Origin of the sequence: Marinomonas flavescens, from assembly GCF_004352835.1 — a bacterium.
GTDB classification, from domain to species: Bacteria; Pseudomonadota; Gammaproteobacteria; order Pseudomonadales; family Marinomonadaceae; genus Marinomonas; species Marinomonas flavescens.
Genome location: NZ_SJSB01000017.1, coordinates 22,437 through 42,385, shown reverse-complemented (window position 1 = coordinate 42,385; position 19,949 = coordinate 22,437). Strand labels below are relative to the sequence as shown.

General features: G+C 42.5%; 19 protein-coding genes. 15 read left to right on the top strand and 4 right to left on the bottom strand.

What is annotated here, in order from left to right; genetic code table 11:
- The first annotated feature begins 104 nt into the window (after positions 1 to 104).
- Entirely contained in the window at positions 105 to 1,694 is a 1,590-nt protein-coding gene (gshA, locus tag E0D70_RS14860) for a glutamate--cysteine ligase (protein ID WP_133013066.1), read from the top strand.
- 110 nt (positions 1,695 to 1,804) lie between these two features.
- On the opposite strand, the gene yihA is transcribed toward gshA, so the two are convergent.
- The gene (gene yihA, locus E0D70_RS14855; protein ID WP_133013090.1) at positions 1,805 to 2,449 is read right to left on the bottom strand and encodes a ribosome biogenesis GTP-binding protein YihA/YsxC; all 645 of its coding nucleotides are present in this window, start codon (positions 2,447 to 2,449) and stop codon (positions 1,805 to 1,807) included.
- A gap of 152 nt (positions 2,450 to 2,601) precedes the next feature.
- Here yihA and E0D70_RS14850 point away from each other — a divergent pair, with 152 nt between their 5' ends.
- The 9 genes from E0D70_RS14850 to tatC all read left to right on the top strand — a co-directional run bounded on the left by E0D70_RS14850 (position 2,602) and on the right by tatC (position 10,004).
- Positions 2,602 to 3,240, top strand: coding sequence for a c-type cytochrome (locus E0D70_RS14850; protein WP_133013065.1), 639 nt, complete (start codon positions 2,602 to 2,604; stop codon positions 3,238 to 3,240).
- A gap of 153 nt (positions 3,241 to 3,393) precedes the next feature.
- The gene (locus tag E0D70_RS14845; RefSeq protein WP_133013064.1) at positions 3,394 to 4,017 is read left to right on the top strand and encodes a thiol:disulfide interchange protein DsbA/DsbL; all 624 of its coding nucleotides are present in this window, start codon (positions 3,394 to 3,396) and stop codon (positions 4,015 to 4,017) included.
- 19 nt (positions 4,018 to 4,036) lie between these two features.
- Positions 4,037 to 5,566: a GGDEF domain-containing protein gene (locus E0D70_RS14840; protein ID WP_133013063.1), complete on the top strand. Its 1,530-nt coding sequence runs from the start codon at positions 4,037 to 4,039 to the stop codon at positions 5,564 to 5,566.
- Between the two features lie 105 nt (positions 5,567 to 5,671).
- Positions 5,672 to 6,427: a bifunctional demethylmenaquinone methyltransferase/2-methoxy-6-polyprenyl-1,4-benzoquinol methylase UbiE gene (gene ubiE, locus E0D70_RS14835; protein WP_133013089.1), complete on the top strand. Its 756-nt coding sequence runs from the start codon at positions 5,672 to 5,674 to the stop codon at positions 6,425 to 6,427.
- A 1-nt stretch (position 6,428) separates the two neighbouring features.
- Positions 6,429 to 8,072, top strand: a complete 1,644-nt coding sequence (ubiB, locus tag E0D70_RS14830) for a ubiquinone biosynthesis regulatory protein kinase UbiB (RefSeq protein ID WP_133013062.1) — start codon at positions 6,429 to 6,431, stop codon at positions 8,070 to 8,072.
- A gap of 16 nt (positions 8,073 to 8,088) precedes the next feature.
- Positions 8,089 to 8,421, top strand: a complete 333-nt coding sequence (locus tag E0D70_RS14825) for a phosphoribosyl-ATP diphosphatase (RefSeq protein ID WP_133013061.1) — start codon at positions 8,089 to 8,091, stop codon at positions 8,419 to 8,421.
- Between the two features lie 12 nt (positions 8,422 to 8,433).
- The gene (tatA, locus tag E0D70_RS14820) at positions 8,434 to 8,655 is read left to right on the top strand and encodes a Sec-independent protein translocase subunit TatA (RefSeq protein ID WP_133013060.1); all 222 of its coding nucleotides are present in this window, start codon (positions 8,434 to 8,436) and stop codon (positions 8,653 to 8,655) included.
- Between the two features lie 3 nt (positions 8,656 to 8,658).
- Positions 8,659 to 9,222, top strand: coding sequence for a Sec-independent protein translocase protein TatB (gene tatB / locus E0D70_RS14815; protein WP_133013059.1), 564 nt, complete (start codon positions 8,659 to 8,661; stop codon positions 9,220 to 9,222).
- A 23-nt stretch (positions 9,223 to 9,245) separates the two neighbouring features.
- The gene (gene tatC / locus E0D70_RS14810; RefSeq protein WP_133013058.1) at positions 9,246 to 10,004 is read left to right on the top strand and encodes a twin-arginine translocase subunit TatC; all 759 of its coding nucleotides are present in this window, start codon (positions 9,246 to 9,248) and stop codon (positions 10,002 to 10,004) included.
- Positions 10,005 to 10,094: 90 nt separating this feature from the next.
- On the opposite strand, the gene dtd is transcribed toward tatC, so the two are convergent.
- The 3 genes from dtd to thiI form a co-directional block, all read right to left on the bottom strand.
- Positions 10,095 to 10,529, bottom strand: coding sequence for a D-aminoacyl-tRNA deacylase (gene dtd, locus E0D70_RS14805; RefSeq protein ID WP_133013057.1), 435 nt, complete (start codon positions 10,527 to 10,529; stop codon positions 10,095 to 10,097).
- A gap of 158 nt (positions 10,530 to 10,687) precedes the next feature.
- Positions 10,688 to 12,508 (bottom strand): translational GTPase TypA, encoded by a 1,821-nt coding sequence (gene typA / locus E0D70_RS14800; protein ID WP_133013056.1) that lies wholly within the window; start codon positions 12,506 to 12,508, stop codon positions 10,688 to 10,690.
- Positions 12,509 to 12,770: 262 nt separating this feature from the next.
- Positions 12,771 to 14,225: a tRNA uracil 4-sulfurtransferase ThiI gene (gene thiI, locus E0D70_RS14795; protein WP_133013055.1), complete on the bottom strand. Its 1,455-nt coding sequence runs from the start codon at positions 14,223 to 14,225 to the stop codon at positions 12,771 to 12,773.
- Between the two features lie 337 nt (positions 14,226 to 14,562).
- On the opposite strand from thiI, the gene glnA reads away from it, so the two are divergent.
- From glnA to tsaC, 5 genes are all read left to right on the top strand, one after another.
- Positions 14,563 to 15,969: a glutamate--ammonia ligase gene (glnA, locus tag E0D70_RS14790; RefSeq protein WP_133013054.1), complete on the top strand. Its 1,407-nt coding sequence runs from the start codon at positions 14,563 to 14,565 to the stop codon at positions 15,967 to 15,969.
- Between the two features lie 207 nt (positions 15,970 to 16,176).
- Positions 16,177 to 17,262 (top strand): nitrogen regulation protein NR(II), encoded by a 1,086-nt coding sequence (gene glnL, locus E0D70_RS14785; RefSeq protein WP_133013053.1) that lies wholly within the window; start codon positions 16,177 to 16,179, stop codon positions 17,260 to 17,262.
- Positions 17,259 to 18,689: a nitrogen regulation protein NR(I) gene (gene ntrC, locus E0D70_RS14780; protein WP_133013052.1), complete on the top strand. Its 1,431-nt coding sequence runs from the start codon at positions 17,259 to 17,261 to the stop codon at positions 18,687 to 18,689. The genes glnL and ntrC overlap by 4 nt, the downstream gene beginning before the upstream one ends.
- Positions 18,690 to 18,851: 162 nt before the next feature.
- Positions 18,852 to 19,232, top strand: a complete 381-nt coding sequence (locus tag E0D70_RS14775; protein ID WP_133013051.1) for a DUF3461 family protein — start codon at positions 18,852 to 18,854, stop codon at positions 19,230 to 19,232.
- 144 nt (positions 19,233 to 19,376) lie between these two features.
- Positions 19,377 to 19,934, top strand: a complete 558-nt coding sequence (tsaC, locus tag E0D70_RS14770) for an L-threonylcarbamoyladenylate synthase type 1 TsaC (RefSeq protein ID WP_133013050.1) — start codon at positions 19,377 to 19,379, stop codon at positions 19,932 to 19,934.
- The last annotated feature ends 15 nt before the right edge of the window (positions 19,935 to 19,949 follow it).

The following is a 19,949-nucleotide window of genomic DNA, read 5'->3' as shown; positions in this document are numbered from 1 at the left end:
CAGCAATCTTTCGTCAGATGGGAAATGTCAGCTTGCTGCCGATAAGCTCAGCCGAGTACAATCACGGTATTTATTTTTGCCTTATTTTATAGAAGGACGACTTCTTGACTACCTTAAACGATGCTTTAAATGCGCTGGCGACTCATTGCCAACAATCAGATTCTTCAGCAGCACTAACGTTTCATCGCGGAGTAGAGCGGGAAGCGCTACGTGTCGACCGCTCGCAAGGTCGCATTTCCCATAAACCACATCCAGCGGTGCTCGGTGCGGCATTAACTCACCCTTCAATCACCACAGATTATTCTGAATCTCTGATGGAATTTATCACCAAGGTTCACCCTAGTGTAGAAGGTGTGATTAATGAGCTGGATGAGATTCATCATGTGGTCAACCATGAGCTAGCCAAGCAAGACGAATGCTTATGGCCAGCCAGCATGCCCTGCTATCTAGAAAGCAATGAAGAAGTGCCCATTGCCTACTTTGGTGAATCCAATACCGGTAAATTAAAGTATGTGTACCGTGAAGGCTTGTCCAATCGCTATGGTCGCATTATGCAATGCATCGCAGGTATGCATTATAACTTCTCTTTTGACGCGGCGTTTTGGCAGTTTTTAGCTACACATAAAGGACAAACAGTACTGACTGACATGCAAAAGCAGACGTTTCAGTCAGATAACTATTTTGCCCTCATTCGTAACTTCCGTCGCAATTCATGGGTGTTGTCATTATTGTTCGGCGCTTCTCCGGCTATTGATGAGAGTTTTCTCAAGATAAAACCGAATAGTTTGTCTAGTTTGGAAAAAAACACCTGGGTTGGTGATAAAGCGACATCGTTACGCATGAGTGATTTGGGCTATCAAAATAAAGCTCAAGCCGATTTGTTTGTTTGTTATAACGAAGTCGATACTTATATTCAGACGGTTAAAAACGCGCTGAAAACACCCTATCCGCGCTATCAAGAAATAGGCGTTAAAGTAGATGGTAAATATCGCCAACTGAACAGCAATTTACTGCAAATTGAAAATGAGTATTACAGCGATGTTCGTCCAAAGCGCGTGACACAACCAGGCGAACACCCAAGCGCAGCACTTCAAGATCGTGGTGTGGAATACATCGAAGTGCGGATTATGGATTTAGACCCAGAGTCATCCATTGGTATGAAAGCTTCGACGCTTTATTTCATCGACGTATTCTTACTGTATTGCATGCTCAGCGATGACACTTTATTAGACAGCGACGAATGTCATCAACTGCGGGTTGCCCAACAAGAAGTGGCGTCTCATGGTCGAGAGTTGGACGCTTCCTTTGATTTCGGACAAGGCCCTATTCGTCTGCGCGATAAAGCAGAAAACCTACTTAGTGAACTGAAAATCGTTGCACAGTTTCTCGTAAATCAAACAGGCAATAGCGCTTATTTAGACGCTATTAATGAGCAAGAAAATAAGCTTTCTGATGAATCCCTATTACCTTCTGCACAGCTACTCGCTAAATGTCAGCAAGCACAGGGTTTCCAGCCCGCCATGTTGTCTATCGCTAATAAGCAACAAGCCGCTTGGCTAGCGTCTCCGTTGTCCGAGAAAACGCTAACAATGTTTGCGGCTATGGCTGAAAAATCGATCGCGGAGCAGAAACACATTGAAGACAGCGATGAGGTGGATTTCGATACTTTCTTAGCGGCTTATCAAGCCTCGTAAGTGACTGCCTCTCTAAGATAAGCACAAAAAAAGCCTCAATTGAGGCTTTTTTATTATTAAGTATAGAGTTTAATGACTAAATATAAGTTTTAGTAACTAAATATCGGCTATTAAGCGTTTGGTGAAATTGGGATTTCGTCCAATTTATCAAATACCAACCACTCGGCAAGCTGTGTACGTAACTCATCAATGCCATCGTTGTTTAGCGCAGAGAAGGTTTGTACTGTGCCATCCACCCCTTGACTGTTAATCGCTTTTTGCACCATTAACATGGTCGATTTAGCTGGGCCGCGTTTTAGCTTATCGGACTTGGTAAGTAATACGTGTACTTTCATGCCATTAGATTTTGCCCAATCTAACATCATTTCATCGAATTCTTTCAGTGGATGACGAATATCCATTACCAATACCACGCCTGCCAAAGAACGACGATTCATTAGGTAATCTTGCATGTGTGCTTGCCAAACTTTTTTCATGGCGATTGGCACTTTTGCAAAACCGTAGCCTGGCAAATCAATCAATCGTCTGTCGTCCACACTTAGGCCAAAGCAGTTGATCAACTGAGTACGCCCTGGTGTTTTAGAGGTACGTGCCAATTTTTTCTGGTCAGTTAGCGTATTTAATGCCGTCGATTTACCAGCATTAGATCGACCAGCAAAAGCAACCTCAATACCTTGATCAAGTGGACATTGTGAAAGCTTTTCGGCACTTTTAATAAAGTGGGCGGAGCGGAAGATTGCGTCAAAAGGAGTCATAAGTTGGTATTCGTCAGTGGAATCGGAATTAGCGTTCACGTTTATTCATCGGTTGTATATAATGCCTGTAATTCGCTTTTTTTGCCATGTTTTCACCTGTAAATATGTGTTTAATTCAATCTTTCTCGCAGTTACTTGCACTAGGGTCAATTATGGTACGTTTGTGTCTTTGTCTTTTTATCTCATTAAGCGCCGCGTCTTATACGCTAGCTAACGACACCATAAATCAAGGTAAAACACTTTCAACAACTTGCGTGGCGTGCCATGGCGAAGATGGCAACAGCAAAATAAGCCTGTTTCCTAAACTTGCTGGCCAACAACAAGATTACTTATTAAAACAGCTTCTCGATATTCAATCCGGTAAACGCAACGTCCCGCAAATGACTGGTTTATTAACGACATACTCGCCACAAAACCTGTCCGCTATCGTCGCGTATTTTTCCACTCAAAAAACCACGCTGGGTAAAGCCTCTGCCAATAAAGTAGAACAAGGTGAAACACTTTTTCGTTTCGGCAATCCAGACTCAGGCGTACCAGCTTGTGCATCTTGTCATGGCCCTGCCGGTAAAGGTCTAAATTCCGCAACATTCCCTGCTTTAGCGGGACAGTTTGAACAATACACAAAATCACAGTTAATTCAGTTTAAAACGGGGGGTCGCCACAATGATCCGTCTGAAATGATGCAAACAATTACCAAGAAAATGACAGATAATGAAATGGATGCCGTGGCTAATTATATTCAAGGGCTTCATGAGTCGTCACAAGATCATGACAAAACGCATAAGAAATAAAAGAAATACGTCAAGCACTGTGACTAAAGCAGTAAGTTTTATGTAAACTTACTGGAATATTAGAACTTTATAGCAGACAAGCCATCGAATTAAATCGAAAATCTGGGCAACATGTTGCCAACCACTACAAACATCGATTATCAGGAGCTATCAATGAAAAAGCTGTTTTCAGCCCTAATTCTTACTTTACTCATTCCATTAACGTCCTACGCGCAGGATTACAGTGATGGACACGGCTATACAACGATCCCAACACCCGTTCGAACAGAAGATCCTAGCAAGGTTGAAGTGGTCGAAGTGTTTTGGTTTGGTTGTCCGCACTGCTTCCATCTTGAGCCTTATACACAAGCGTGGAAAAAGACCATTTCTAATGACGTAGACTTCAAATATTTACCAGCCGTATTTGGACGTAATTGGCTCGCTCATGCGAAAGCGTTTTATGTTGCTGAATTATTGGGAATTGAAGGTAAAGTACACGAAGACCTTTACAATGCCATTAATGTGAAACGTGAACGCCTAAATACAGAAGACTCATTAGCGGCATTCTTTGCGAACTATGGCGTTAGTAAAGCTGAGTTCAAGAAACAGTACAATTCATTTGCTGTTGAGAGTCGTCTTAGTCAAGCGGATGCGAAAATTCGATCTTACGGCGTTCGTGGCACGCCAACACTCGTGGTTAATGGCAAATACTTAGTGGATGCTGAAACCGCAGATGGCAGTGAAAACATCTACAAAGTCGTTAATTATCTTATTAAGAAAGAAGAACAAAACAAATAACCATTTAAGGTGAGGCTCCATGACGGATACTTCTCAAGACAAGCTAGTTAAGGCTTTACGTAAAGCCGTATCAAGGACGAGTTTACTAGCCGAAGGAAACAATCCTGAGCTGGACTCCGCTATCCGTCAAATTCGATTGATAACCAAAGGCGCCGATGCGTCGGCGATTCAAACAATTTTGAACAATGTGGAGCCTCTTCTTCTACAAGCAGACGACGCTAAGTTAGCAAAAGCTAAGGCGTTTCGAGATACGCTACACGACTTAATCGATGTCCTTGAACAACAAAATAAGACCATTCCACAAAGCGAGAAAAAAGCGTTTATTGCTTCTATTCGCTCTAATTGGGAATATTTGCCATCATGGCCTCAGTTGTTAAAAGAATATTTGGCCCTTGTTGAAAATACCCTGTCTCAAGACTCCTCTACAGAAAAAAACAAAGGCTCTCTTTTTAAACGTCTTTTAAAGCACTCCTCAACTAAAAAAAAGACAAACGACCAAGATATTCTAAAACAGATAAGCCATACCATTGTGGGTTTGCTCAATAACTTGGCCTTATCAAACGAATATGACAGTAAAATCAACGAAATCCAAAATGCGCTAAGTCAAGACCAAGATTTTCAGAATCTCCCTAGACTGTTTGATGACGTAATCACTTTAGTGATGGTTGCTATTGGTAATACTCAGGAAGGGTTAAGCTCTTACCTTAATGAATTAAATCAACAGCTTGCAGGCATAAACAGTTCTATCATTAAGAACTATAGAAGCCAGAAGAGCTTATCTGAAAGTCGAGAAGGCTTCGACGCGACCATGCAAAAGCAAGTAAAAGACACCTCAGAAGCTGTCCAGAAAGCTGACAATTTAAGCAGCCTTAAACAACTCATCAGTGAGCGTATGGTCAATATTTCTACCACCATGACGCAATATCGCGACCAAATGCACAGCCAAGAAAAAATGGCGACCCAATCGATCACCTTATTAAAAAGTAAGGTAAACCGAATGGAAAAAGACACCCTTGCTTTACGCTCTAGTTTACAAGAAAAAATGGCTCAAGCGATGACAGACTCGCTAACCAATCTACCTAATAGAGCCGCGTATTCAGATAATATATTACCCTTGTGCAAAGCAAGCCATGAACAAAAAAGAGCCCTTTGTTTGGCCGTGTGTGATATCGACTTTTTTAAGCAGGTCAATGACACTTGGGGGCATTTAGCAGGGGATAAGGTATTGCGCTTAGTCCCCAGGCAAATTCGTCATGCCTTAGCAGACACAGATTTAGCATTTCGCTATGGCGGTGAAGAGTTCGCTATTATTTTCCCTAATACGACATTAGCACAAGCGGTTCATCGAGCTGAAGAGATCCGTAAAGAAGTAGAAAAAACACCTTTTAATGTGAATGGAGAGCCCGTATCTATTACTATCTCTATCGGCTTGGCCGAGTTAGCTGAAAACGAAGATCATGAAGCACTCTTTTCTCGAGCAGATAAACAACTCTACTCAGCAAAAGAAGCAGGCAGAAACACCGTGATGGCTGATAAAACTATCCAATAAAGCAGTACCCTAGCTAAGTTATGGCAGTTACAATGCTTTACTATTATGTACGCACCACAGTTAAAGAATTTGGCGCGTCTTGGCGCCCTTAGGATGAATGAGTTTATGCAAGACGATCAGAAAAAAACCACCGACTTTGGCTTTAAAGAAATCCCTACTGATGAGAAAGTACAAGCTGTTGCTAATGTCTTTCATTCTGTTGCCACCAAATACGACATTATGAACGACCTTATGTCAGGTGGTATACATCGCTTGTGGAAACGCCACACTATTAGCCAATCTGGCGTCCGCGCGGGTAACAAGGTACTTGATATTGCCGGTGGTACTGGCGATCTAACGCTTAAGTTTTCTCGCTTAGTTGGCAGCAAAGGACAAGTTATCCTAGCGGATATCAATGATTCTATGCTGAAAGTAGGTCGTGATAAATTGGCTAACCATGGTGTGGTTGGTAATGTGCAGTTTGTTCAAGCTAACGCCGAAGAGCTGCCATTTCCAGACAATACTTTTGACTGCATCACGATTGCCTTTGGCCTACGCAATGTTACGGACAAATCTAAAGCACTGGCGTCTATGTATCGCGTTCTTAAACCCGGCGGCCGCTTATTAGTGCTTGAATTCTCAAAACCTGAATCCGAAGCACTGTCGCAAATATACGATCAATATTCTTTTCGTTTATTGCCTTTCATCGGCAAAGTGATTGCTAATGATTCGGAAAGTTACCGCTACTTAGCGGAATCTATTCGCATGCATCCTGACCAAGAAACACTAAAGGGAATGATGGATGACGTTGGCTTTGAGCGTACTAGCTATCAAAACATGACTGGCGGTATTGTCGCATTACATAAAGGGTTTAAATTCTAATATGCTAAGAAGTGCTTTGCGTTTAATTCGTATCATTTTTACGGTGATTCGTTTCCGCCTTGATGCGCTCGTTCCTTTTGATAAGCTACCTTGGTATTTGCGTTACACCATGGGGGTAGTCTGTCGATTTGGTAGACAAAGAGCACTCAAAAATCGCGGAGAACGATTGCGTTTAGCGCTAGAATCGCTTGGTCCTATCTTCGTGAAATTTGGGCAAATATTGTCTACACGCAGAGACCTTCTTGATGACGATATTGCGGACGAGCTAGCTAAGCTGCAGGATAAAGTGCCTGCATTCTCTGGTAAAACCGCTCAAGCAATTATTGAACGAGACTTAAAAGCACCAGTAAGCGAACTCTTCGCTGAATTCTCAGCCACGCCGCTTGCTTCTGCATCCATAGCTCAAGTTCATACCGCTAAGCTCCACTCCGGTGAAGATGTTGTGGTAAAAGTAATTCGACCAAATATCGAAACCACTATTCGTCAAGACATTGGCCTACTTTATACTCTGGCCCATTTTGTCGCGAAAACCAGCTCTGATGGCCGTCGCTTACGACCTGTCGAAGTAGTGACTGATTACGAATACACTATTTTGGATGAATTAGACCTTGCTAAAGAAGCCGCTAATACAGGCCTATTGCAACGAAATTTCACGGACTCCGAATTACTTTATGTGCCGCAAGTTTACTGGGACTTTTGCCATAAAAATATCATGGTTATGGAACGCATATCCGGCATTCCAGTTGCAGACATAAAAGCATTAAACGCCGCTAAGGTAGACATGAAATGTTTAGCTGAGCGTGGTGTCGAAATATTCTTCACTCAGGTGTTCTCTCACAGTTTTTTCCATGCAGACATGCATCCTGGCAATATTTTTGTCGACGTATCTAATCCGCTTAAACCCAAATACATTGCCATCGATTGCGCAATTATGGGCAGCTTAGACGATGCCGATAAGAATTATTTAGCACGCAATCTTTTGGCGTTTTTCAAACGCGATTATCGTCTCGTTGCTGAATTACATGTAGAAAGTGGCTGGGTACCAAAAGAAACGCCAGTTCATGCTTTTGAATCCGCTATTCGAAGTGTATGCGAACCTATGTTTGCCAAACCACTTAAAGACATTTCTTTTGGGCAAGTGCTAATTGGTCTATTCCAAACCGCTCGACGCTTTAATATGGAAGTCCAACCTCAACTTGTTTTACTTGAAAAAACACTGCTGAACATCGAAGGGCTTGGGCGCCAGCTTTATCCCGATTTGGACTTGTGGGTGACTGCGAAACCTTTCTTGGAACGCTGGATGCACGAACAGATGGGGCCAAAGCGCATGATAGAAGAAATGCGCAAACAAGCGCCAGAATGGGCGGGCCAATTGCCTAAAATTCCGAATTTGATTTTTTCTGCTCTGACTCAAATTTCTCACCAAGAAGAGCGCATGCAAGCACAAACAGCTGCGATACTTGAACTAGGTAAAGAAGTAAAACAAAGCAGACGCGGCATACCATTTAGACTACTGGGCATTGTCAGTCTAGGCGCGGCATGGTTAACCATAGACCCAGAGTCACTTCAATACCTTCAAAGTGCCGACATTTTGAGCGTTTCGCTCTTTTTTGTAGGCTTATACTTATTGATACTAAAACCGTAACATTCGTGAGATTATAATGAAAACCGACGTATTAGCCGAACTTGCTATCACCCTAGAACAACGCAAAACAGCGGCAGCTGATTCATCTTATGTTGCCAGCTTACACGCGAAAGGGTTGAATAAAATACTCGAAAAAGTAGGTGAAGAAAGCATAGAGACTATTATTGCAGCGAAAGATGCATTGGTTTCGAAAGATAATTCAGAAGTAATTGGTGAAACAGCTGATTTATGGTTTCACACATTAGTGATGCTTTCCCATCTTGATTTAGGTCCTGATGATGTTTTAAATGAGCTAGCGCGACGATTCAACTTATCAGGCTTGGAAGAAAAAGCTAACCGTACTAAATAGGAGTACATACATATGTTAGGTGGTATCAGTATTTGGCAATTGCTCATTGTTTTAGCAATTTTAGTTCTTATTTTTGGCACTAAAAAACTGAAAAACCTAGGTGGCGATTTAGGTGGTGCAGTTAAAGGCTTTAAAGAAGCCGTTAACAAAGAAGATGATGCAGAAGAGGAATCGAAGACAGCGCAAAGCAAAGTCATCGAGTCAGAAACTAAAAAAGACGACAAGAGCGCTTAATCTGTGTTCGATATTGGCTTCTCAGAACTATTAGTTGTATTCGTAGTGGCCTTGATTATTCTTGGCCCTGAACGGCTTCCTATTGCTGCTAAGACAGCAGGCCTATGGATTCGTAAGATTCGCCGTACTATTAGTACGGTGCAGCGGGAAATAAACGCCCAATTGGATCAAGAAGAACTACAGCAAAAAATCGAGCAGACAAACAAGCGCATTTTAAAAGAAGGCAACGACATTCAAAACATGATCACGCCTTTACCTGAATCAATGCTCGCTGAAAAAGCAGACATTGATGCTGAAAAATCCAACACTGTTGCGCAAGCAGAAGAAAATACAATCCTGCAAGGCGCATTAGAAACAGAAAACTTGGCGCCGTTATCAACTGAACCAACAAACCAACTAGAAGAAGAGAACATTACGTTAGACAATGCGATTGCTAGCAATGAGCTCAATCCATCCAAGACTCGTGACTCAGAAACTAATGCAGATAAAGTAAGTACAGATAAAATAAGCACAGACAAAGCAAGTACAGACGATAAAACCAGCACAACTGACACCTCTCGCCCTTAATTCACTGGCAGATTATTAATACTATGAGTACTGATTCTTCTTCCCAAGCGCCGCTTGTTGCCCATTTAATTGAGCTAAGAAATCGATTATTAAAATCAGTGATTGCTGTTTTAGTTATTTTTATTGGCTTATATTACTTTGCCAATGATCTTTATATGATCGTCTCTGAGCCATTGCGCCTATTATTACCAAAAGGCAGCTCACTAATCGCCACTGAGGTTGCATCGCCATTTTTAGCCCCGCTAAAACTGACATTTGCGATTTCAGTGTTAATTTCTATCCCCTATACCCTCTATCAAGCTTGGTCTTTTATCGCACCAGCTTTGTACAAAAACGAAAAAAGAATCGCCATCCCGCTACTTATATCCAGCATTATCCTTTTCTACGGCGGTGTACTTTTTGCGTATTTTGTTGTGTTGCCACTTATCTTTGGGTTTTTTACGACAGTAGGCCCTAGTGATGTGACTGTGATGACAGACATCAACAACTACCTTAACTTTGTCCTTAAGCTGTTTTTCGCTTTTGGCGTCACGTTTGAAATTCCTATTGCCACTTATCTTTTGATAAAAGCAGGCGTGACAACTGTCGCAACATTATCTAAAAAACGTCCATATGTTTTTCTTGGCTGCTTTGTCATAGGTATGCTTATTACACCACCTGACATTTTCTCTCAAACGCTGTTAGCGATCCCTATGTGGCTACTTTTTGAATTAGGCTTGTTGGCAGGAAGAACGGTAAAAGTTGAAATAGAAGAACCTGAAGACGACTCAGAGCAAGTTTAACAATCCATTGCTCCGTCAAAATTTTGTTAATAAAGCGGCTTGTTATCCACAGCCGCTTTTTTATGCTTTCGCGATGATTGAATTCAGACGCTAATCCAACATAAAGGTCACTGGACCGTCATTGGTAAAGGATACCTTCATGTCAGCACCGAAGCGGCCTGTCGCGACACGATCATACTGTGCACGGACTTTATCCACAAAATCATTAAATAAACGCTCGCCTTCAACGGGCACTGCCGCTGTGGAAAACCCAGGGCGTAGACCCTTTTTCGTGTCTGCCGCCAAAGTAAACTGAGACACTAATAAAACGCCACCGTCGACTTGCTGAACATTTAAATTCATCTTGCCATCTTGATCGGAAAACATACGATATTTGAGCAATTTATCGGCGAGGCGCTGCACATCCTGCTCTGTATCACCCTTTTCAATTCCCACCAAAACAAGCTGCCCATGATCGATCGCCCCAATGATCTCACCCTCTACCATGACACTAGCATTCAATGCTCGCTGTACTAATACCTTCATTTTCAGCTCCTTTTTCTATCAAGCACTTTAGCAAACCCCAGATAAAACAAAAGCGCCCGAAGGCGCTTCTGTCGCTCGTAGAGCCACTTGCGTGACTCTATTTGCTGCTGCTCTTTTAAACCTCTCTGACGAGTTGCTTGTTAAAGAATGGCGATGTCTTACTTACGACCGTTACGTTTACGCTCGTTTTCAGTTAAGTATTTCTTACGAACACGAATACTAACTGGTGTTACTTCTACCAATTCATCGTCTTCGATAAATTCAAGTGCTTGCTCAAGTGTTTGCTTGATTGGTGGCGTAAGCGTTAACGCTTCATCTGTACCAGAAGCACGTACGTTAGTCAGCTGCTTACCTTTAACAGGGTTAACGGCTAGATCGTTATCACGTGAGTGAATACCGATAATTTGACCTTCGTACACTTCAACCGCGTGACCTAGGAACATACGACCACGGCTTTGTAAGTTAAACAAAGAGTAAGCGGCTGTTTTACCAGTAAGCATACTTACTAATACACCATTTTTACGACTTTGAACTTCACCGTCTTTAACTGGACCGTAGTGATCAAAAACGCTTGTCAAAATACCAGAACCAGACGTCAATGTTAGGAACAAGCCACGGAAACCGATAAGACCACGTGAAGGCATCATGAATTCAAGGCGTGTACGGCCTTTACCATCTGGCTCCATGTTTGTTAGCTCACCTTTACGTAAGCCGATTTCTTCCATGATAGAACCTTGATGCTGATCTTCAACATCGATTACTACCATTTCAAATGGTTCAGATTTAACACCGTCGATTTCTTTGATAACAACTTCAGGACGGGATACGCCCATTTCGAAGCCTTCACGACGCATTGATTCGATCAATACAGACAAGTGAAGCTCACCACGACCAGAAACAATAAATTTATCTGGTGTATCGCCTTGCTTAACGCGCAATGCAACGTTGTGGATCAATTCTTGGTCTAGACGGTCTTTGATGTTACGAGTAGTGATGTACTTACCTTCTTTACCAGCAAACGGAGAATCGTTTACCATGAAAGTCATGCTTACTGTTGGCTCATCTACAGACAATGCAGGAAGCGCTTCAACACAAGTAGGATCACACAAGGTATCAGAGATACTTAGACCGTCGATGCCGTTGATACATACGATATCACCAGCAGACGCTTTGTTTGTGTCAACACGCGCTAGACCATGGTAGCCCTTCACGTTTAGTACTTTACCTTTACGCTCTTTGCCATCAGCTGATTTTACAATCACTTGTTGGTTAGGAGACAAACTACCACGTGTGATACGGCCTACACCGATAACACCAACGTAGCTGTCGTAATCCAATGCAGAAATCTGCATTTGGAATGTACCTTCTGGATCAACATCAGGAACTGGAACGCTTTCTACGATCATTTCGTACAATGGCGTCATGTCATCTGCTAGGTTATCTGGATCAGTACCAGCTTGACCGTTGATTGCAGAAGCGTAAATAACAGGGAAGTCTAACTGTTCTTCTGTTGCGCCAAGGTTATCAAAAAGATCAAAAACTTGATCCATAACCCAATCAGGACGAGCGCCAGGACGGTCAACTTTGTTGATAACAACAATAGGACGCAAACCTTGCTCAAATGCTTTAGAAGTTACGAAACGCGTTTGCGGCATTGGGCCATCAACAGCATCAACCAATAGACATACACAATCGACCATAGATAGTACACGTTCCACTTCACCACCGAAATCGGCGTGTCCTGGTGTGTCTACGATGTTGATGCGGTAATCATTCCACATGATTGACGTGTTTTTCGCCAAGATGGTGATACCACGTTCTTTTTCTTGATCGTTGGAATCCATGATGCGCTCTGAACCTTCATCTTTACGATCAAGAGTACCAGATTGACTCAATAGTTTATCAACCAAGGTAGTTTTACCATGGTCAACGTGCGCAATGATGGCTATATTGCGTAACTTGCTAATATCATTAGACATTTTAATTCTCTGCATTAAGCGTAAGCAAAAAGATATATCGCTGCTTGGCTCGAGCAGCTATGCTCTTCAAGCGCGGTGGATCTCAGTACGGGGTAAAATTCGCGCAATTGTACCCTTATATTGATGAAGATCCCATTAAAGTAACCAAAAAAGTCAACAAATAATCTTCATAGGGTATTTTTGAAGCATAAAAACATGCCCGCGATCTATTTATGACAAAGATACCTTCGGTAATAAATAGATCACGTTCATGGTCGTTTTTTTACGGTAAATAAATTCCGACGTTGGAATGCCCTTTACCTAATAAATAGGAGGCATGCATCCGACTCATTACACCCTTTCCGCAATACAATAAATGCATCACGTCTTGGTCTAATGAGGACCACGTCGAATCCAACGCAAAAAATGGTACGATTTTAACTGGACGACCACTGACTTTTAATGGGCGCTTTATCGATTCATCTGGGTGACGAATGTCTATAATAACTTCATCCGCTACAGGCATGCGCACAACAGGCACTTCGCCTTGGTATTGTTTGTCGACATCGTCCATGACATTCTGAATCGACATAACACGAGTTTCATCAATGGCTTTTTCTAATACAGCGAAGTCGAATTTTTCCTCTTCCCGCTGAACTTTTTGCATTTTTGCTCGCGTAGTCGGCTTAACAGAAATTACACCACAAAACTCAGGCATACTGGCCGCAAACGTTGCCGTACCAATATCGATCGCTTTGTCTATAATTTCTTGTTTATTAGTGGTGATCAATGGACGAATGACCAACTCATCGGTCACCTGATCAATCACCTTTAAATTAATCAAGGTTTGACTAGAAACCTGCGCCACACTTTCGCCCGTCACCAGTGCTTTCGCGTTAACACCTTCCATCACTTGAGACGCTGCTCGTAACATCATGCGTTTCAAGACAACCCCCATTTGAGAGTTATCCACTTTCGTCAAGATCTCTCCAACAACATCTTCAAAAGGAACGGTGACAAATTTTACCGTCAAACCAGAGCCGTATTTTTCCCACAAAAAATGAGAGACTTGTTTCACACCAATTTCGTGCGCATCGCCACCCAAATTAAAGAAGCAAAAATGCGTTTTCAAACCACGACTCATGGTCATATAAGTACTTACAGTGGAATCATAACCACCTGAAATCAACGACAGTACAGAATCTTGAGAGCCAATCGGATAACCACCCAAGCCTTCAACCCGCTGTTCGATCATCCAAACTCGATTATCTCGAATATCAATTGGCACCAGCACATCAGGATTTTTCAAGCGAACACTGTGCGCACCAGACTTGGCTTTCAAACAGCCACCAATATAGCGTTCTGCTTCAACAGAGGTGAAGTCGTGATGTTTGCCAACACGCTTAACTCGCACTGCAAACACGGCATCCTTTAAAACGTCGCCATAAGACACCAATGCTTCGTCCACAACACCGTCAAGGTCCACTAATGGAAACTCACGAACAAATTGAAAATGTGCGATGCCGGCGGTATTAGATAGAGCGTCAATAAAGTCATTGCGCAAATCGTCACGTTCAGACAACACCTCAATGAAATCCCAGTTCCCTGCTACCACAACATCGACATCGTGCTTTTTCAGCACCAGTTTTATGTTTTGGCGAAGTTGCTTGATAAATGATTTTCTTACAGGACGGCTTTTGATGGTTATTTCAGCGAAAAACTTAACAATAAATTTCATAAAGAGTGCGTTGCATGCCAGATAATTAAAAACGGAACTTATTATAAAGAAAAGGCTAGAAGGACGAAAACAATATATTCGCACCATTTTTGAGCACGAAGACATTTATCGCACTAAAAAGTGACAATGGTTTTTGAAATGCTCTATCGTAAAGCAATAAAATTGTGCATTTTCAAGCGCTTATTATGTTATGTTGTTGTTATTAAAGGTTTTAAATGAACGCCCAAAATTCTGGCACAACTTGTGCTTAGTTATTTACCATCAGCGCTTCACCTTGAAGCAATTTTAAATACTATGTCGGAAGAAATTTCGTTTTAATTACATTGGAGAACCAACTATGTCTAACAAGACCCTTGCCTTGATTGCTGAGCACGACGCGAAGTGGGTTGACCTTCGCTTTACTGATTTTAAAGGTAAAGAGCAACATGTAACGATTCCAGCAGTTACTGTAGACGAAGAGTTTTTTGAGAATGGCCAAATGTTCGACGGTTCTTCTATTGCAGGCTGGAAAGGCATTAATGAATCCGACATGATTATGATGCCGCAGGACGACACTGTTGTTGTTGATCCTTTCACTGAAGAGTCTACTTTGATCGTTCGTTGTAACATCATCGAGCCTTCTACTATGCAAGGCTACGATCGTGACCCACGCTCTGTTGCTCTTCGCGCTGAAGAATTCCTAAAATCAACCGGTCTTGGCGACACAGCATTTTTTGGTCCTGAGCCTGAATTCTTCATCTTTGATGATGTTCGCTGGAAAACAGACATGTCTGGTTCAACAGTAGAAATCAACGCTGAAGAAGCTGCTTGGTCTTCTAACAAGAAGATTGAAGGCGGCAACATGGGTCACCGTCCTTTCGTAAAAGGCGGCTACTTCCCAGTTCCACCAGTTGATTCTCATCACGATCTACGTGGCGCAATGTGTGGTGCGATGGAATCTATGGGCTTGGTTATTGAAGTTCATCACCATGAAGTTGCCACTGCTGGTCAAAACGAAATCGGTGCTAAATTCAACACGCTAGTTAAGAAAGCTGATGAAGTTCAAATCCTTAAGTACTGTGTTCATAACGTGGCTCACGCTTACGGCAAAACAGCGACTTTCATGCCTAAACCAATCGTTGGCGATAACGGTTCTGGTATGCATGTTCACCAATCTTTCTGGAAAGACGGCGAAAACCAATTCGCTGGTGATCAGTACGCTGGTCTATCTGATATGGCGCTTTACTACATCGGCGGTATCATCAAGCACGCGAAAGCATTGAATGCGTTCACTAACGCATCAACCAACTCTTACAAACGTCTTGTTCCTGGTTTCGAAGCACCTGTTATGTTGGCTTACTCAGCGCGTAACCGTTCTGCTTCTATCCGTATCCCATTCGTTGCAAGCCCTAAAGGCAAACGTATTGAAGCTCGTTTCCCTGATCCAACCGCTAACCCATACCTAGCGTTCTCTGCTATGTTGATGGCAGGTATTGACGGAATTAAAAACAAGATTCACCCTGGCGATGCAGCAGACAAAGATTTGTACGACCTTCCAGCTGAAGAAGCAGCCGCTATCCCTCAAGTTGCTAGCAGCTTAGAAGAAGCGCTTAAGTGTCTAGACGAAGATCGTGAGTTCTTAACTCAAGGCGGCGTATTCTCTAATGACATGATCGATGCTTACATCGGCCTAAAAGCAGAAGAAGCTCAACGTGTAGCGATGACAACTCATCCGCTTGAGTTTGAACTTTACTACAGCCTATAAGTTTAGATATTAAATAATACCCAGAAAAGCCCCGATCCAATTTGGGGCTTTTTTTTGCCCTCAAAAAAAACAAAGATTCATGACTGCACCAAAAAAAGGCACAATGACGTATCGCACCCAGGAAATAGTCTATTAAATCAACATTCCTGACCGCCCATTGTTGGTTCGTATTTTGCAGTTAATTAGAATCACTAAAGAGGCACAATTGTGTATAGCTTATTAATAGATCGTTTATCAACCGCTGTGGTACAAGTAAACCGCGAGCTGGTTATTGAATACTTAAACCCCGCGGCTGAGATGCTGCTTGCTGTCAGCCGAAAACGCATTTATGGCCAAGACTTAGGTGCTGCTTTTCGCGAAAATGAGGAAGGCATCGATTCCTTGTTATCTGCCATCAACTCAGGACATCCCTTTACTAAACGGGAAGCTGAGGTCGAGAGAGCAAATGGCGAAAAACTATTTTGCGACTACACGGTCACGCCAATTAGCAATACCAGCAACACAACTGACAGCCTTTTAATTGAACTCTACCCTAGAGATCGCATGAAGCGTATTTCTCTGGAAGACGAGCTGATTGCTAACCATCAGACCAGTAAAGAATTGGTGCGAAATCTTGCCCACGAGATAAAAAACCCATTAGGAGGTATCCGCGGAGCCGCTCAACTCATCAGCAGAGCGTTTACTGATGAAGCGCTAAAAGATTACACGCAAGTAATTATTGAAGAGTCTGATCGTTTGAGAGATTTGGTTGACCGCTTACTTGGCCCTCGCCAATTACCAAAAAACAAACCACTCAACATTCATCGGGTGATTGAAAGGGTAAAACAGCTGATTCAAGTGGAATCTGATGGCCGCATAGAAATCATTCGCGATTACGACCCTAGTATTCCAGACATCATCGGTGACGAATCTCAATTAATACAAGCCATACTGAATGTCACGCGCAATGCGATGCAGGCACTACTAGAACAGGACGAGAATAATCAGAAACAAATTAGACTGGTGACGCGTGCACTTCGTCAATTCACCATTGGTGCTAAACGCCATAGACTGGTTTGTAAAATTAGCATTATTGATAATGGACCAGGAATTCCCGAGTCTATATTAAAAACATTATTCTACCCTATGGTAAGTGGCCGAGCAGAAGGAACAGGGCTCGGGCTTTCGATATCCCAATCTGTTATTCATCAACATCACGGAATTATCGAATGTCAGAGCACCCCTCAACAAACCGAATTTAATATATTGATGCCAATTGAGACAATCCTCTCAGGCAAGGAGAAGAACCTATGACACAACAAGAAACCGTATGGATTGTAGATGACGATAGGTCTATTCGCTGGGTATTGGAAAAGACACTAGAGCAAGAAGGCATTCAATGTCGTCTGTTTGATTCGGCAGAAAACTTGGTTGATATGATAGACCAAGAACAACCTAGCGCCATTATTAGTGATATTCGCATGCCAGGTATGGATGGCTTAACGCTACTGAATAGGCTACAAACAGAGCATCCGCATCTGCCTGTCATCATAATGACAGCCCATTCAGATTTGGAAAGTGCGGTCGCTTCTTACCAAGGCGGTGCATTTGAATACTTACCAAAACCGTTTGATGTAGAAGAAGCGGTAACCCTTGTAAAACGCGCTATTCTTCATTATCAAAAAGCCATGCCTAGTGCTGATATACCGGTCGCGGAAGTAGAAGAAGTCGACAAGGATATCATCGGTGAAGCACCCGCTATGCAAGAAGTGTTTCGTGCTATCGGACGTCTTGCGAATTCCAATATCACTGTTCTCATTAATGGTGAGTCTGGTACTGGTAAAGAGCTGGTTGCTAAAGCGCTACATACTCATAGCCCAAGAGCCGCGAACCCTTTTATCGCCCTTAACATGGCCGCTATTCCCCATGATTTAATCGAATCTGAATTATTCGGTCATGAAAAAGGGGCGTTTACTGGCGCGAATACTCAACGCCGCGGGCGCTTTGAACAAGCCAACGGCGGCACTCTGTTTCTAGATGAAATCGGTGATATGCCAGCAGAGACACAAACTCGCCTACTGCGTGTTCTCGCAGATGGCGAATTTTATCGAGTCGGTGGGCACACGCCAGTTAAGGTGGATGTTCGAATCATTGCCGCAACGCATCAGAATCTAGAAAACTTGGTTCAAAAAGGCTCGTTCCGAGAAGATCTATTCCATCGCTTAAATGTTATTCGAATTCACCTCCCTAAACTGGCTGAACGCCGTGAAGATATTCCTAAATTAGCTCGTCACTTTTTAAGTCGAGCTGCCGAAGAACTGGCTGTGGAACCTAAACTGCTAACCAAAGAAACAGAGGCTTATTTAACTCGATTAGAATGGCCCGGAAACGTTCGCCAATTAGAAAACACCTGCCGCTGGCTCATCGTAATGGCTTCAGGTCGTGAAGTTTTAATAGAAGACCTTCCACCTGAATTGCTTGCTGCTACACCAAGCGAACAACCATTAGGCTCATGGGAAGATGCTCTTAAAAATTGGGTTGATAGTGCTCTAGCAAGCGGTCAAAAAGGCATTTTAGAACAAGCTGTGCCTAAATTCGAACGCATTATGATTGAGACAGCACTCGCTCACACAGCAGGTAGACGACGTGATGCGTCTCTTTTATTAGGGTGGGGACGCAATACCCTTACTCGAAAAATTAAAGAACTGGGCATAGATAATACCGAGCAAGAAGAAGATTAATTTGTTCTTAGGGAAATGGCGAAAACAAGATATATTCTTGTTTTCTGCGTCATCTCAAGTTTCTTATGTTTTCCTCTTGCTTTACCCTTGCTTTTAACATGACAATCCCAAACTAATTAAACAGAACATTAATTAGTTAAACCCACAAAACAGGACCCTGTTATGAATCCAACGCTTGAATCCATGGGCATCACCAGCACAGAAAATATCGAAAAATTTACCCTTCGCTATGAAAATGGACAAGATGTTTTAAAAGTCTATTACCGTCGCGAAAAAGGCTCTTTACTACCAAAAAGTAAAAAATTTAAATTTGGCCGCTCTACAAAAACAGTATTAGCCGATGGTGGTCAACAAACCTATCGCCAAGTGCAAGAGCCTTCTTTAATCGTTGTTCGCGCCTTAGAAGAGCTAGAAAAAATTGTTGGTAAACAGCATGAAATCAAAGTGTCTAAAGACGACCTTATCGTTGAGTTAGAGCACTTAGAAAAAGTAATGGAAAGTAAAATTGCTGACATTAAAGAAAAAATTAAAGCGTTAAAATAAACTTCTGGTTCTATTTCTAGCAGTAGCATTGGGCTCTAAGACTGATTAACTCTCTTTAATCAGTCTTCCCTTCTAGCCCAGCCACTTAAATACCATTAAAATCCTTCCTAATCTTTTTATTTTGCCTGTTTGGGTGTCCACTTCATGACATTAATATATTCTCCAGAAAAGCTTGCTGAGATAATGCGCCAAGGTGGTGTTATTGCTTATCCAACCGAAGCCGTTTGGGGATTAGGCTGTGATCCATTTAATCAATCGGCCGTGCAAAAAATACTTAAATTAAAAGCGCGCCCCGTTGAAAAAGGGCTTATTTTAGTCGCGGGAAAACCTTCTCACCTTCTCGATTGGACAAAAAAATTAAGCTTGGAATCAGCGAACCGACTAACGAGTAAGACAAGCATTCCGACTTCATGGGTTGTTCCAGATACGACAGTGGCGCCGCCATGGATTCGAGGAAAGCACGAGAGTGTCGCTATTCGGCTGTCACAGCACACTGCTGTGAGGAACTTATGCAACGCCTTTAATGGCGCCATTGTTTCAACCTCAGCAAATCCGGCCGGGCTAACTCCAGCGCTTTCAAAAGAGGAAGTGTTCGCTTACTTTGGTGACGAAATAGACGCTATTTATGATGCTTCGTTAGGGGAAAACGCACAGCCATCCCAAGTCAAAGACCTAATCAGTGATACATTATTTAGACTATAAAAAAATGGCGAGCCT

Bases quoted from the DNA above. Each gene is read 5' to 3' on its own strand.
- ubiB (WP_133013062.1), top strand. From the start codon at position 6,429: ATGCTAAGAAGTGCTTTGCGTTTAATTCGTATCATTTTTACGGTGATT.
- ubiE (WP_133013089.1), top strand. From the start codon at position 5,672: ATGCAAGACGATCAGAAAAAAACCACCGACTTTGGCTTTAAAGAAATC.
- thiI (WP_133013055.1), bottom strand. From the start codon at position 14,225: ATGAAATTTATTGTTAAGTTTTTCGCTGAAATAACCATCAAAAGCCGT.
- dtd (WP_133013057.1), bottom strand. From the start codon at position 10,529: ATGAAGGTATTAGTACAGCGAGCATTGAATGCTAGTGTCATGGTAGAG.
- E0D70_RS14840 (WP_133013063.1), top strand. From the start codon at position 4,037: ATGACGGATACTTCTCAAGACAAGCTAGTTAAGGCTTTACGTAAAGCC.
- glnA (WP_133013054.1), top strand. From the start codon at position 14,563: ATGTCTAACAAGACCCTTGCCTTGATTGCTGAGCACGACGCGAAGTGG.
- E0D70_RS14850 (WP_133013065.1), top strand. From the start codon at position 2,602: ATGGTACGTTTGTGTCTTTGTCTTTTTATCTCATTAAGCGCCGCGTCT.
- E0D70_RS14845 (WP_133013064.1), top strand. From the start codon at position 3,394: ATGAAAAAGCTGTTTTCAGCCCTAATTCTTACTTTACTCATTCCATTA.
- typA (WP_133013056.1), bottom strand. From the start codon at position 12,508: ATGTCTAATGATATTAGCAAGTTACGCAATATAGCCATCATTGCGCAC.
- tatA (WP_133013060.1), top strand. From the start codon at position 8,434: ATGTTAGGTGGTATCAGTATTTGGCAATTGCTCATTGTTTTAGCAATT.
- ntrC (WP_133013052.1), top strand. From the start codon at position 17,259: ATGACACAACAAGAAACCGTATGGATTGTAGATGACGATAGGTCTATT.
- tsaC (WP_133013050.1), top strand. From the start codon at position 19,377: ATGACATTAATATATTCTCCAGAAAAGCTTGCTGAGATAATGCGCCAA.
- E0D70_RS14825 (WP_133013061.1), top strand. From the start codon at position 8,089: ATGAAAACCGACGTATTAGCCGAACTTGCTATCACCCTAGAACAACGC.
- tatC (WP_133013058.1), top strand. From the start codon at position 9,246: ATGAGTACTGATTCTTCTTCCCAAGCGCCGCTTGTTGCCCATTTAATT.
- yihA (WP_133013090.1), bottom strand. From the start codon at position 2,449: ATGACTCCTTTTGACGCAATCTTCCGCTCCGCCCACTTTATTAAAAGT.
- E0D70_RS14775 (WP_133013051.1), top strand. From the start codon at position 18,852: ATGAATCCAACGCTTGAATCCATGGGCATCACCAGCACAGAAAATATC.